The 14,393-nt window shown below is 70.6% G+C and carries 12 protein-coding genes; all 12 read left to right on the forward strand.

What is annotated here, in order from left to right; all coding sequences use genetic code 11:
* Positions 1-183 precede the first annotated feature (183 nt).
* The 12 genes from rapZ to ACWD12_RS29475 all read left to right on the forward strand — a co-directional run bounded on the left by rapZ (position 184) and on the right by ACWD12_RS29475 (position 14,308).
* Positions 184-1,134 (forward strand): RNase adapter RapZ, encoded by a 951-nt coding sequence (gene rapZ, locus ACWD12_RS29420; protein WP_450102098.1) that lies wholly within the window; start codon positions 184-186, stop codon positions 1,132-1,134.
* Positions 1,135-1,141: 7 nt separating this feature from the next.
* Positions 1,142-2,149, forward strand: a complete 1,008-nt coding sequence (locus ACWD12_RS29425) for a gluconeogenesis factor YvcK family protein (protein ID WP_358348827.1) — start codon at positions 1,142-1,144, stop codon at positions 2,147-2,149.
* A complete protein-coding gene (whiA, locus tag ACWD12_RS29430) occupies positions 2,140-3,120 on the forward strand; it encodes a DNA-binding protein WhiA (protein ID WP_358348825.1) in 981 nt (326 codons plus the stop codon). The genes ACWD12_RS29425 and whiA overlap by 10 nt, the downstream gene beginning before the upstream one ends.
* A 162-nt stretch (positions 3,121-3,282) precedes the next feature.
* Complete coding sequence (locus ACWD12_RS29435; protein ID WP_450102099.1) at positions 3,283-4,539, forward strand: GNAT family N-acetyltransferase; 1,257 nt, start codon at positions 3,283-3,285, stop codon at positions 4,537-4,539.
* 393 nt (positions 4,540-4,932) lie between these two features.
* Entirely contained in the window at positions 4,933-8,070 is a 3,138-nt protein-coding gene (locus ACWD12_RS29440) for a M14 family zinc carboxypeptidase (RefSeq protein ID WP_450102100.1), read from the forward strand.
* A 259-nt stretch (positions 8,071-8,329) separates the two neighbouring features.
* The gene (locus tag ACWD12_RS29445; protein WP_450102101.1) at positions 8,330-8,929 is read left to right on the forward strand and encodes a hypothetical protein; all 600 of its coding nucleotides are present in this window, start codon (positions 8,330-8,332) and stop codon (positions 8,927-8,929) included.
* Between the two features lie 228 nt (positions 8,930-9,157).
* A complete protein-coding gene (gap, locus tag ACWD12_RS29450) occupies positions 9,158-10,162 on the forward strand; it encodes a type I glyceraldehyde-3-phosphate dehydrogenase (RefSeq protein WP_358348813.1) in 1,005 nt (334 codons plus the stop codon).
* A gap of 292 nt (positions 10,163-10,454) precedes the next feature.
* On the forward strand, positions 10,455-11,642 hold the full coding sequence (locus ACWD12_RS29455) for a phosphoglycerate kinase (protein WP_450102102.1): 1,188 nt from the start codon (positions 10,455-10,457) through the stop codon (positions 11,640-11,642).
* A gap of 41 nt (positions 11,643-11,683) precedes the next feature.
* Complete coding sequence (gene tpiA, locus ACWD12_RS29460) at positions 11,684-12,469, forward strand: triose-phosphate isomerase (protein ID WP_450102107.1); 786 nt, start codon at positions 11,684-11,686, stop codon at positions 12,467-12,469.
* Between the two features lie 173 nt (positions 12,470-12,642).
* Positions 12,643-12,873 carry a preprotein translocase subunit SecG gene (secG, locus tag ACWD12_RS29465; protein WP_358348807.1) on the forward strand — a complete coding sequence of 77 codons (231 nt, stop codon included), beginning with the start codon at positions 12,643-12,645 and terminating at the stop codon, positions 12,871-12,873.
* A gap of 264 nt (positions 12,874-13,137) precedes the next feature.
* Positions 13,138-13,473, forward strand: coding sequence for an RNA polymerase-binding protein RbpA (locus tag ACWD12_RS29470; protein ID WP_269453090.1), 336 nt, complete (start codon positions 13,138-13,140; stop codon positions 13,471-13,473).
* Between the two features lie 214 nt (positions 13,474-13,687).
* A complete protein-coding gene (locus ACWD12_RS29475; protein ID WP_450102103.1) occupies positions 13,688-14,308 on the forward strand; it encodes a hypothetical protein in 621 nt (206 codons plus the stop codon).
* The last annotated feature ends 85 nt before the right edge of the window (positions 14,309-14,393 follow it).

Raw genomic sequence — 14,393 nt, forward strand, 5'->3', positions numbered from 1 at the left:
CCACGCGCGTGAGTGAATCTGCGGGCGTGAAGCAGTGAACGAAGAGTGTGGGTGGGTCCGCCTCGTGCGGACATGAGGGACACTCGGCATCTGCGGGGAACGCCGAGCCTGGCAGGTCTCCCTAGCAGGTGTGGAAGCAGGAGGAACCGTGAGTAACCGCAGTGTCACCCACCGGAGGACGCCGTGAGCGAGGCGGCCGAGGCAGAGGCGACCACGCCCGGGGACGCCACCGGGTCCGCGGCGGGCCCCGGCGGCGAGCCGGAGACCGTGCACGGCATCCCCGAGCTGGTGATCATCTCCGGTATGTCCGGCGCCGGTCGCTCGACCGCCGCGAAGGGCCTGGAGGACCTGGGCTGGTTCGTCGTCGACAACCTGCCCCCGTCGCTGATCCCGGCGATGGTCGACCTCGGCGCCCGCACCCAGGGCGCGGTGGCCCGCATCGCGGTCGTCGTGGACGTGCGCGGGCGCACGTTCTTCGACGATCTGCGCGAGGCGCTGGCCCAGTTGGAGAGCGCGGCCGTCGTGCGCCGCATCGTGTTCCTGGAGGCCGCGGACGACGCACTCGTACGCCGTTTCGAGAACGTCCGCCGCCCCCACCCGCTGCAGGGCGACGGCCGCATCGTCGACGGCATCGAGGCGGAGCGCGCGCTGCTGCGCGAGCTGCGCGGCGAAGCCGACCTGGTGATCGACACGACCAACCTCAACGTGCACGAGCTGCGCGCCAAGATGGACGCGCAGTTCGCCGGTTCCAGCGAACCGCGGCTGAAGGCCACCGTCATGTCGTTCGGCTTCAAGTACGGCCTGCCGGTCGACGCGGACCTCGTCGTCGACTGCCGCTTCCTGCCCAATCCGCACTGGATCCCCGAGCTGCGCCCGTTCACCGGCACCGACGAGCCGGTGGCGCGGTACGTCTTCGACCAGCCCGGCGCCAAGGAGTTCCTGGACGGCTACACCGAGTTGCTGCGCATCATCACCGAGGGCTACCGGCGCGAGGGCAAGCGTTACCTGACACTCGCGGTCGGCTGCACCGGCGGCAAGCACCGCAGCGTGGCGATGGCGGAGCGGCTCGCCAAGCGCATGCAGGAGGACGGTGTCGAGGCGGTCGTGGTGCACCGCGACAAGGGACGCGAGTGATGCCCGCGTGAACGATCTGGCGAGCAACGGTTACCAGTACGCCCGGCACACCGGTCCCAAGGTCGTCGCACTGGGCGGCGGCCACGGGCTGTTCGCGTCGCTGTCCGCGCTGCGCAGGCTCACCGACGACCTCACCGCGGTCGTGACCGTCGCCGACGACGGGGGGTCGAGCGGCCGGTTGCGGCGCGACCTCGGCGTACTGCCGCCCGGCGACCTGCGCATGGCGTTGGCCGCGCTGTGCGGGGACGACGAGTGGGGCAACACGTGGAGCCGGGTGATCCAGCACCGCTTTCGCTGCGAGGGCGAGCTCAACGGCCACGCGGTGGGCAACCTGCTGCTGGTCGCGCTGTGGGAACTGCTGGACGACGACCCGGTGGAGGCCTTGCAGTGGATGGGCCGCCTGCTGGGGGCGCACGGCACGGTGCTGCCGATGTCGGCGGTGCCGTTGCACATCGAGGCGGACGTACGCGGCCACGAGCGCAGCGCGCCGTCGGCGGTGACGACCGTGCGCGGCCAGCACGCGCTGGCCAAGACGCCCGGCGAGGTGCTCGGGATACGCCTGCAGCCGCAGGATCCGCCGGCCGTCTCCGAGGCGGTGGCCGCGGTGCGCGAGGCGGACTGGGTTGTGGTGGGCCCGGGTTCGTGGTTCACCAGCGTTCTGCCGCACCTGCTGGTGCCCGAACTGGCCGCGGCGCTCGTCGAGACGAAGGCCCGCAAGGTGCTCGCCCTCAATTTGGCGCCGCAGCCCGGCGAGACGGACGGGTTCTCGCCCGAGCGGCACTTGGAGGTGCTCGCCGAGCACGCCCCCGCACTGACCTTCGACCTGGTGCTGGGCGACAGCGACCTGGTCGACGACGTGGACGGGCTGGCGAAGGCCGCGGCCGGCCTCGGCGGGCAGGTGCTGCTCACCCCGGTCGCCGTCGGTGACGGCACCCCGCGACACGATCCGGGGCGCCTGGCCGCCGCCTACGGCCGGATCTTCGTTGATCGTGAAAGGATCGCGCCATGGCGATGACGGCAGCAGTTAAAGACGAGCTCAGTCGGCTCCCGGTGACGCGGTCGTGCTGTCGCAAGGCGGAGGTCTCGGCCCTTTTGCGTTTCTCGGGGGGCCTGCACCTGGTGGGCGGACGGATCGTCGTCGAGGCGGAGCTTGACACAGGTGCCGCCGCGCGGCGTGTGCGCAAGGACATCCTCGAGGTGTACGGCCACCAGTCCGACCTTGTGGTCGTGGCGGCGGGCGGTCTGCGGCGTACCAGCAGGTATGTCGTGCGCGTCGCCAAGGACGGCGACCAACTGGCCCGGCAGACGGGCCTGCTCGACGCACGCGGGCGCCCGGTGCGCGGGCTTCCCCCGCAGGTGGTCTCCGGTGCGACCTGCGACGCGGAGGCCGCGTGGCGCGGCGCGTTCCTGGCCCACGGCTCGTTGACCGAGCCCGGGCGTTCGTCGGCGCTGGAGGTGACCTGCCCCGGTTCCGAGGCGGCGCTCGCCCTGGTCGGCGCGGCCCGGCGGCTCGGCATCTCCGCGAAGGCCCGCGAAGTGCGGGGCGTGGACCGGGTCGTGGTGCGCGACGGCGACGCGATCGGGGCGCTTCTGACGCGTCTGGGGGCGCACGAGAGCGTGCTCGCGTGGGAGGAGCGCCGCATGCGCCGCGAGGTGCGGGCGACGGCGAACCGGCTGGCGAACTTCGACGACGCGAACCTGCGGCGTTCGGCCCGTGCGGCGGTGGCCGCGGGGGCACGTGTGCAGCGGGCCCTGGAGATCCTGGGCGACGAGGTTCCCGAGCACCTCGCCGCGGCCGGCAAGCTCCGGCTGGAGCACAAGCAGGCCTCGCTGGAGGAGTTGGGCGGCCTGGCCGACCCGCCGCTGACGAAGGACGCGGTGGCCGGCCGCATCCGCCGCCTGCTGGCGATGGCCGACAAGCGGGCGGGCGACATGGGACTGCCCGGTACGGACGCGAACCTGACCGCGGACATGCTCGTGTCGTAGCGGCCGCTCGTCGCAGCAGCCACGCTCGGCGGCCGCTCGTCGCGGTCACGGGATAAATCAGTCGAAATGGCCGACCGGACGGCAATACGTTGACCCGGTCGGCTTTTTCGTGCCCGTGTGCCTCACGCTGCGCGCACGCCGTTCGGACCGCGGGAGAGGACCATGGTGGAGATCCGCACGATCACCGAGGACGAGCTGAGCCAGTGGGGCGTGGCCCTGGACGTGGGGTTCCTGCGTGTCCCGGACCACACCAAGGAGGTCCGCGACCAGTGGGCCGAGCATCTGCGCGACGTCGTGGACCTGGACCGCACCCAGGCGGCGTTCGACGGTGACGCCATGGTCGGCACGTTCCGCAGCTGGGGCGGCGAGATCACGGTGCCGGGCGGGGCGTACGTGCCGATGAGCGCGATCACCAACGTGACGGTGACCGCGACCCACCGCCGCCGCGGGCTGCTGACCCGCATGATGCGCCACGACCTGGACGCGTCGGCGGCGCGCGGCGAGGCGCTAGGGATCCTGATCGCGGCCGAGTACAACATCTACGGCCGCTTCGGGTTCGGAGCGGCGACCGACATCTCGACGTACCGGATCGACCTGTCGCGCACCCGGCTGAGCGACGCGGAACTGTCCCGTCGCGAGGAGGGCGGCCGCGTCGAGATCGTCACCCCGGACGCGATGCTGGAGCTGGGTCCGGAGATCCACGAGGCGTTCCGGGCGCTGACCCCAGGGGCGATCACCCGGCAGTCGTTGTGGTGGCCCCTCTACACCGGGGTACGCAAGCGCCCGGGCGGGCGCGGCGCCGAGAACCGCTTCTACGCCGTGTACCGGGACCCGTCCGGGGCGCCGGTCGGGTACCTCGCGTACCGCATCGACGAGGTCTGGGAGGACTTCCTGCCGAAGGCCACGCTGCACGCCGACCAGGTGATCGCCGCCACGCGCGCGGCCGAGGCGGCGCTGTGGGACTTCGCGACGCAGGTGGACTACGTGGTGCGGATCAGCGCGGGGGAGCGGGCCGGCGACGACCCGCTGCCGCTGCGGTTCACCGACCCGCGCGCGGTGACCTGGGACAGCGCCCGCGATTTCGTGTGGGTGCGGATCCTGGACGTGCCGGCGGCGCTGGCCGCGCGTACCTACGAGGTGGCCGGTTCCCTGGTGATCGAGGTGGACGACGAACTGGGGTACGGGTCGGGCCGGTTCAAGCTGGAGGGCGGTCCGTCCGGGGCGGTCTGCGCGGCGACGGACGAGCCCGCACAGCTGCGCCTCGGCGTTGGCGCACTCGGCGCGCTGTACCTGGGCGGCAATTCGGCGGTCCGGCTCGGCGACGCGGGCGCGATCACCGAACTGGTGCCCGGCTCGCTGGCGGTCGCCGAGGTGATGTTCCGGACCGCCAGGGCTCCTTGGTGCCCCGACTGGTTCTGACCTGCCGCCCGGCCGCCGGAGCGGGCCGGGCGGGCGGCGCGCCGGCGGGCGGTCGTACGCCGGTTCACATCCCGCGCGGGCGGCGCCCCGGCCGTTCCGCCAACTGATCGTTATACGGACACTGATGACCGTCCAGCGGTTTCCCGTTTCGCCTTGTCCGGGATAGGGATTCCCGTACCATGCGAAACGCGTGTAGCACGGCGGGTCTCCGGCGCACCAATAGCCCCCGGGAACAAGGGGGTTGGCGACGGGGCCCGCCGCGCTCCATCCCCACGCGCCTGCCCACTCACATCAGGGGGTTGAGTGAGACGCACAAAGGGTTCCCTCAGGTCTACGCGCATCGCCGGAATCGGGCTCGCCGCCATCTCGTTGGTCGTCGGCACAATGTCGGCGATGCCGGGGGCACAGGCGGCGGAAGAGGCCGACTCCTCCTTCCCGATCGTCACCAAGGTCGCGGACGTCAAGCTGCCGCAGTCCGGTGAGGCCGGGAAGAAGGCGTACCTGGCGACGTTCGAGGCCAAGGACGCCGAGAAGGTCTTCGCTCTGGGCATCGACCGCACCGAGACGCCCATGAACGCCACCGCGGACGGCAAGGTGGCCGCCGAGCTGGTGCTGTCCGAGGCCGAGGCGGCGAAGCTCACCAAGGCCGGTGTCAACGTCCAGGTCCGCGGCGGCCAGTCCGCGGCCGGCGCCAGGTCGGCCACCGCGGCAGAGGGCGTCTACAAGCGGTACGCCGGCGAGGACGGCCTCGCGGCCGAACTGCTGGAGGTATCCCAGGCCAACCCGGGCATCACCAAGCTGGTGTCCATCGGCAAGACGACGCTCGGCCAGGACATCCTCGCCATCAAGGTGAGCAAGGACGCCAAGACCAAGCGGGACGGCGACAAGCCGCCCGTCGTGTACATGTCCAACCAGCACGCCCGCGAGTGGATCACGCCGGAGATGAACCGCCGGCTCCTGCACTACTACGTCGACGGGTACAAGAACGGCGACCAGGAGATCAAGAAGATCGTCAACTCGACCGAGCTGTGGTTCGTTCTCTCCTCGAACCCGGACGGCTACGAGTGGACCTGGCAGCCCGAGCAGCGCCAGTGGCGCAAGACCCTGCGCGACAACGACGGCAACGGCGTGATCACCAGCGCCGACGGCGTCGACCCGAACCGCAACTTCCCGTACAAGTGGGGCTACGACAACGAGGGTTCGTCGCCCGACCCGTTCAACGAGACGTACCGCGGCCCGGGTCCCGGCTCCGAGCCGGAGACGAAGGCCATCGACGCGCTGATGGCGAAGATCGACCCGCGCTTCGTGGTCAACTACCACTCCGCCGCGCAGCTGCTGCTGTACGGCGTGGGCTGGCAGGTCTCCACCCCGAGCCCGGACGACAACATCGCGAAGGCGCTTGCGGGCGACCACAACACCCCCGCGATCCCGGGCTTCGAGTCGCAGCTCGGTGCGGCGCTCTACACGACCAACGGCGAGACCGACGGCTTCGTCGACGTCGTGCACGAGGGCATCGCGTTCACGCCCGAGATGTCCACATGTGAGACCGCGTCCAACTGGGACCCGAACGACGCGTGGGAACCGGACGCGTGCGAGAGCATCTTCACGTTCCCGGACGACGAGACGCTGATCCAGCGTGAGTTCGTCAACAACATCCCGTTCGCGCTGTCCGTCGCCAAGTCGGCGCCGCAGCCGGACGAGCCGGTGTCGTCGATCGGCTGGACCGCGCCCGACCTGGCGATCCACAAGTTCGACACGTCGTACGCGGAGAAGGGCGACGAGCAGCCGGTCGCCGTCGACGCGAAGCAGAAGCTGTCCGACGTCAAGATCAACTACAAGGTCAACGGCGGCAAGACCAAGACCGACGGCGTGCAGCGCTGGGACGGCGGCGAGAAGTACGGCACCGAGGACGGCAAGGCCTGGTACCGCCAGTACCGGGGATCCGTCGACAACAGCAAACCCGGCGACAGCGTCGAGGTCTGGTACACGGCCAAGAAGCCCGGCAAGGGCAAGGTCGAGTCCGAGCACTTCACCTACAAGGTCGCGACCGGCATCGAGCAGGGCGCCGACGTCCTCGTGATCGCCAACGAGGACTACAAGGGCGTCAACCCGACCTACCCGCCCGGCACCAACGCGCCCAAGTACGCGAACGAGTACCTGGACGCGGTACGCGCCGCCGGCTCCAAGCCGGCGCTGTGGGACGTCGACCAGCAGGGCGTGCCCGACGCGCTCGGCGTACTCGGCCACTTCAAGGCGGTGGTCTGGTACCTGGGCGACAACCGGCTGACGCAGGACGCCGCGGACGAGTTCGTGCCCGTCGGCAGCACCCAGCTGGTGCCCGACGCGCAGGTGGCCGACCGGGCGTTCCAGCTCACCATGGAGGTGCGCGACTACCTCAACGAGGGCGGCAAGCTCCTCTACTCCGGTGAGACGTCGGCGTACTACGGTCCGCTGCGCGGTGTGAACGGCGGCGGCATCTACTACGGCCTCAAGGGCGAACCGCAGACGCCGTGCCGGATCACCACGAGCTACCGCGACGACTGCGAGATCCTGTCGGACGACTTCACGCAGTACTACCTCGGCGCCTACGACCGCGGTTCGGTCAGCGGCGTCAACGGCGTCGTCGGCACCCAGCCGCCGCTGGCCGGGGTGAACGTCGGCCTGCCGGGCGCCGCGAGCAACCCGATCAACGAGGCGGGCGGCTTCCTCACCACCAGCACGGTGCTGCCCCCGGCACAGTTCCCGCAGTTCACCAGCTACGCGGCCGCGGAGTACGCGGGCGTGCCGTCCGGCCCGTTCACCCCGTACGAGGGCGTGAAGTACGTCGCGGGCCCGCACCAGGACGACGTGTACATGCGCCTGACGCGCACGATCGACCTGACCGGAGTCACGGCGGCCGACGCGGCCAAGCTCACGGCGCAGATGTCGTGGGACGTCGAGGAGGGCTACGACAACGTCATCGTCGAGGCGCACACCGTGGGCCAGGACGACTGGACGACGCTGCCGGACCTCAACGGCCGCAGCTCGCAGGCCGCGCCGGCGGAGTGCGAGGCCGGGTTCTACCTGAAGGACCACCCGTTCCTCGCGCACTACCTGACGCTCACGAACCCGTGCACGCCCTCCGGCACCAGCGGTGCGTGGAACGCGTTCACGGCGAACTCGGGCGGCTGGCAGTCGGTGGCCTTCGACCTGTCCCCGTACGCGGGCAAGCAGATCGAGGTCTCCTTCAGCTACGTCACCGACCCGAGCGCGGGCGGCACCGGCGTCTTCGTCGACGACACGAAGATCGTCACGGCCGGCGGCGTGCTGGAGTCCGAGGGCTTCGAGGCGGGCCTCGGGCCGTGGACGCTGGCCGGGGCACCTCCCGGCGACCACTCGCCGGCGGCGTTCCTGCACACGAACTCGGTGTTCGGGAACTCGGTGGTGGCCACCGAGGACACCATGCTCTTCGGCTTCGGCCTCGAGCAGTTGCCGACGCAGGCCGAGAAGAACGCGGTGCTCACGCGGGCGATCCACCACCTGCTCGGCTGACCCGAATCGGCTGACGGACAACGGCCGGGAGACGACGGCCGGGAGACGACGGTCGACGAAGAACGGCGCAGCGCACAACGACCCAGGGTGGCCCCGGCGGAACCGTCCGCCGGGGCCACCCGTCGCGAGGTGCGGGAACTCCCTCGAAATTGCCGACAATTCGGTCATTGTCCGGTTGCGGGTGCTTGCGGGCCTGCCCGGCCCGAGCGGGGGCCGCTAGCCTCGTCGTCCGGCACGCGTCCCTGGGAGACGAAAACTCGTGAGTGGATACAACGGCCCCGGCAACTACGGGGCGCCGCAACAAGGCCCCTACGGTCAGCCCGACCCCTACGGCCAGCAAGGTCCGTACGGTCAGCAGCCCGGTCCGTACGGACAGCCGGGTCCCTACGGTCAGCAGCCCGGTCCGTACGGCGGCGGCCCCGGCGGCTACGGCCCGTACGGCGGCGGACGTCCGCCGCGCATCGGTGCCGCGCTCGGCATCGGGCTCGCGGTCGCCCTGGTCGGCGGCGGCATCTACGCCTTCATGATCTCCGAGTCCGACGACAGCTTCTACGGCTGGATGGCGATCATCATCGGCATCGCGATCGGCGGCGCGGTGGGCAAGTTCGGCGGGCGGCACGCGGCCCTTCCGGTCCTGGCCCTGGTCCTCACCGGCGCCGCGGTCTACCTGGCCCAGTACTTCGGCATCGCCATGATGGTCGCCGACCTGTACCACGTGGACGTGTCCGAGGTCATCGACAAGTTCGACGTCACCGAGGCGTGGAAGAACGCCATGGAGGAGGACGGCAACGGCGTGATGTTCGGCATCGGCGTCGTGCTGTCCGGAGTCGTCGCCAAGGTCGTGGGCGACCGTTCCTGACCGAGCACCCGGATCGCACTCGGGGCCCGGTGGCGGATGCACCCGCCACCGGGCCCCGCTGCGTGTCCGCACCGCGCGTGCGCGTCCCGTGTCCGCGGATGCCTGCGTCACGACCGGGACGGACCTCGCGATAGGGTCGGACTTGGTCTCGGCTTGACGATTCCAACCCGTCTGCCGGGAAAAAAGACATCAGGGCATCCCTCCGGCGCATCAAGAGGAGATCGGTTCGTGACGATCCGAGTAGGCATCAACGGGTTTGGCCGCATCGGCCGCAACTTCTTCCGCGCGGTTCTGGCCTCCGGCGCCGACGTGGAGATCGTCGGCGTCAACGACCTGACCGACAACGCCACGCTGGTCCACCTGCTGAAGTACGACAGCATCCTGGGCCGCCTCGGCCACGAGGTCACGCACACCGACGACTCGATCACCGTCGGCGGCAAGACCTTCAAGACGCTGGCCGAGCGCGACCCGGCGGCGCTGCCGTGGGGCGAGCTGGGCGCCGACATCGTCATCGAGTCGACCGGCCGCTTCACCAACGCCTCCGACGCCGTCAAGCACGTCGAGGCCGGCGCCAAGAAGGTCATCATCTCCGCGCCCGCCAAGGGCGAGGACATCACGATCGTCATGGGCGTCAACCACGAGAAGTACGACGCCGCGAAGCACACCGTGCTGTCCAACGCCTCCTGCACGACCAACTGCGTCGCGCCGATGGCTAAGGTGCTGCTGGAGAACTTCGGTGTCGCCAAGGGCCTCATGACCACGGTCCACGCGTACACCAACGACCAGGTCATCCTGGACTTCCCGCACAGCGACCTGCGCCGTGCGCGCGCCGCCGCGACCAACATCATCCCGACCTCGACGGGCGCCGCCAAGGCAACCGCGCTGGTCCTGCCGGAGCTGAGCGGCAAGCTCGACGGCATCGCGATGCGCGTCCCGGTCCCCACCGGCTCGGTCACCGACCTGGTCGTCGAGCTCGAGCGCGAGGTCACCCGGGACGAGGTCAACGCCGCGTTCCAGAAGGCCGCGCAGGGCGAGCTCAAGGGCATCCTCACCTACACCGAGGACGAGATCGTCTCCTCCGACATCGTCACCGACCCGTCGTCGTGCACCTTCGACTCGGGCCTGACGATGGCGCAGGGCAAGCAGGTCAAGATCGTCGGCTGGTACGACAACGAGTGGGGCTACTCGAACCGCCTCGTCGACCTGGTCAAGTACGTCGGCGCGCAGCTCTGAGCAAGCGGCTCTGAGCACACTGCGCTGAGTCTGAGCACCCTGCTCTGAGTACGCGGCTCTCAGCGCGCCGCTCTCGGTACGCAACCACCGGGCGCGCAGCTCTGCGCACGCCGACCCGAGCGGTGTGTACAGCGGCACCCGGCACGCCCGCCCGGCAAGGGCGCTTCGTGACGTGCGACCTGTCGCGGGCCCGGACGACCCTCGTCGTCCGGGCCCGCGCGTACCACCCGACAGAAGGTTCGACCCGGGCCGCCTCCCTCAGCGCCCCGAACCCATGAGGATGATCCGAACCATGAAGACCATCGACGACCTCGACGTCGCCGGTAAGCGCGTGCTCGTCCGCGCCGACCTGAACGTGCCGCTGGACGGCACCGCGATCACGGACGACGGCCGCATCCGCGCGAGCGTGCCGACCATCAGGACCCTCGCCGAGCGCGGCGCCCGCGTCGTCGTGACGGCGCACCTCGGCCGCCCCAAGGGCGAGCCCAACCCGGCCTACTCGCTGGCCCCGGTCGCCGCGCGCCTCGGCGAACTGCTGGGCCGGCCGGTCGCGTTCGCCACCGACACGGTCGGCGACAGCGCCCGGGCGACCGTCGCCTCCCTCGGCGACGGCGACGTGGCACTCCTGGAGAACGTGCGCTTCAACGCCGCCGAGACCAGCAAGGACGACGAGGAGCGCGGGCTGTTCGCGGACGCGCTCGCGTCGCTCGCGGACCTCTACGTCGGCGACGGCTTCGGCGCGGTGCACCGCAAGCACGCGTCGGTGTACGACGTGGCGCGCAAGCTCCCGCACGCCGCGGGCCTGCTGATCGCCGCCGAACTCGACGTGCTCACGCGGCTCACCGAGAAGGTCGAGCGGCCGTACGCGGTCGTGCTCGGCGGCTCGAAGGTCTCCGACAAGCTCGGCGTCATCGACAACCTGCTGGGCAAGGCCGACCGCATCCTGATCGGCGGCGGCATGGTCTTCACCTTCCTGGCCGCGCAGGGCCGCGAGGTCGGCACGTCGCTGCTGGAGAAGGACCAGCTCGACACCGTGCGCGAGTACCTGCGCCGGGCCGAGGAGAACGGCGTCGAGTTCGTGCTGCCGGTCGACATCGTCGCCGCGACCGCCTTCGCCGCCGACGCCGACCACTCGGTCGTCGCCGCGGACGCGATCCCGGCCGACCGCATGGGCCTCGACATCGGCCCGGATTCCGGCGATCTGTTCGCCGAGAAGCTGGCCGACGCGCGCACGGTCTTCTGGAACGGTCCGATGGGCGTGTTCGAGATGGCTCCGTACGCGGGCGGCACCCGTGCCGTCGCACAGGCGCTCGTCGACTCGGACGCCTTCACCGTGGTCGGCGGCGGCGATTCGGCCGCCGCGGTGCGTACGCTCGGTTTCGACGAGAACGCGTTCGGTCACATCTCCACCGGTGGCGGCGCGAGCCTCGAATACCTTGAGGGCAAGACCCTGCCCGGCCTCGACGCCCTGGAGGGCTGAAGCGCATGTCCGTGATCAAGAAGAACTCCGGCGGAACCCCGGTGACCGGCCGACTGCCCCTGATGGCCGGCAACTGGAAGATGAACCTCAACCACCTTGAGGCCATCGCCCTCGTGCAGAAGCTCGCCTTCGCGCTGGACGACAAGGACTTCGACCAGGTCGAGGTCGCGGTGCTGCCGCCGTTCACCGACCTGCGCTCGGTGCAGACGCTCGTCGACGGCGACAAGCTGCGCATCGTCTTCGGCGCGCAGGACGTCTCGCAGCACGCCGGCGGCGCGTACACCGGCGAGATCGCGGGCTCGATGCTCGCGAAGCTCAAGTGCACGTATGTCACCGTCGGCCACTCGGAGCGCCGGCAGTACCACGCGGAGACCGACGAGATCGTCAACGCCAAGGCCAAGGCGGCGTTCGCGCACAACATCACGCCGATCGTGTGTGTCGGCGAGGGCCTCGAGGTCCGCAAGGCCGGCGGCCACGTCGCGCACACGCTCGCGCAACTCGACGGCGCCCTGGCCGGGATCAAGGCCGCGGAGGCCGAGCGCGTCGTGATCGCGTACGAGCCGGTGTGGGCCATCGGCACCGGCGAGGTCGCGACGCCCGAGGACGCGCAGGAGGTGTGCGGGGCGATCCGTGCCCGGCTCGCCGAACTCTACGACGCCGAGCTGGCCAACAAGGTCCGCGTGCTCTACGGCGGCTCGGTCAAGTCGTCGAACGTCGCGGGCCTGATGGCCAAGCCGGACATCGACGGCGGCCTGGTCGGCGGTGCCAGCCTGGAGGCCGAGGAGTTCGTCAAGCTGGTCCGCTTCCGCGACCAGGCCGTAGGTTAGGCACGTCACAGGCTTGTCGTCCGTTCTCCCGTCCGGGTTACCTTTCGGGTTCCCATCCGGGCGGGAGAACGGCGTACCCTGTCCGAGGCCAGGAATCCCTGGCCGCGCGTCCCGCAGAGCGTTCCGTGCACGCACGCGCGCGAACACTCTCCGAAAAGGAGTTGGACCAGGCCGTGGAGCTCGCGTTCTCGATCGCCCTGATCATCTGCAGCGCCCTCATGGTGCTGCTTGTCCTGCTGCACAAGGGCAAGGGCGGAGGTCTGTCCGACCTGTTCGGCGGCGGCATGTCGTCCTCGCTGGGCGGTTCGTCGGTCGTGGAGAAGAACCTCGACCGGCTCACGATCATCGTGGGCTCGCTGTGGTTCGTCTGCATCGTGGTGCTGGGCCTGCTGCTCAAGGAGTAGTCGGCGCGGCGGTGCGCGGCGCCGGGTGCGCCGACCACGGTTCTTTTGGTTTCGCCCCATCCCTGGCGTTTCTCGTGGTACACACGATGTCCCAGTCTGCGTACGCTTCCTGACGCCGTGTCGGAAAGCGTTCGGGACGCGGTTCACGCTCGGGCGGAGCGCACGTACACTGTTTCGCGAGGCAGCCTCCCGGCCGTGGTCCGGGGTGCATTACGAGCCGCGCGACCGGGCGCGCGACCTTCAGATCCAAGGGGAGTTTGAACCGTGGCAAGTGGCAACGCCATCCGTGGGAGCCGAGTCGGTGCGGGCCCGATGGGTGAGGCCGAGCGCGGCGAGGCGGCCCCCCGTCTGCGTATCTCGTTCTGGTGTGCCAACAAGCACGAGACCCAGCCGAGCTTCGCGACCGACGCACAGGTGCCCGAGACTTGGGACTGCCCGCGCTGCGGCCTGCCCGCGGGGCAGGACAGCGAGAACCCGCCGGACGCGCCGCGTACCGAGCCCTACAAGACCCACCTCGCGTATGTGCGCGAGCGCCGCAGCGACGCGGACGGCGAGGCGATCCTCGCCGAGGCCCTCGCGAAGCTGCGCGGCGAGATCTGAGCGTCCATCGCTTCGTGCGTTCCCGCGGGGGCGCGTCCGGTACGGATCCATGCCGTGCCGGACGCGCCCCCGCGGTGTCTCCGTCCGCGACGCCGAACGGGTGACGTGGTCACCCTGACGGCCGAACCGCGGCCGCGCGTCCCGCGGCGGAGCCGGCACGTTCAGCACACTGATCGGTGATCACGTCGTACGATCACCGCCGCAGGAGTGCACCGTGGCCCACCACCGCATCGCCGCCGCTTCCGCCGCCGCCGTCCTCGCGGGTGCGGGCGGCCTGCTGACCGCCTCGGGACCGTCGGCCGGCGCCGAGACGCTGCCCACGCCGTCGCGCCCGGCGCTGTCGATCAAGGTGGACGACGGCAGCGTCAAGACGCGGCCCGGGCAGGTCCACACGTACACGATCCGGCTGCGCAACCTCGGTTCGACGGACCTCAACGGCATGACGGTCACCGAGGCGCTGCCGGGCGGCACCACGCTGGTGGGCTCCGCCGACGGCGGAACCACCGGCGCCGACGGGCAGATCACCTGGACCGTCGACCTGCCGGTGGGCCAAGAGGTGGTGCGCACGGTCAAGGCACGCGTCGACGCGCTCCCGCCCGGCAACGGCATCGCGTCCACCGCGTGCGCGCGGCTGGCCGGCAGCACGGTGCCGATCGTGTGCTCGACCGACCTCGATCAGATCCCCCGCGCGGAACTCGCCTCCTCGTCCGGGGTGGGGACGTTCACGCTGTTCGGCGGTGCGGCCCTGGGGGCTGCCGCCCTCGGCGGTGGGACCTGGTACTTCCTGCGTCGGCGCCGCCGTGCGGCACCGGCCGCGGCGACCGCCGCCGACTGACAGTGAGGATTGGTGGTGGCACCGCTCGGGGGTCTGACTCTCCGACTGACTGACGTTTCGGCTGTCCTTCTGGCGAATCGTCGGC

Source organism: Streptodolium elevatio (assembly GCF_053592165.1).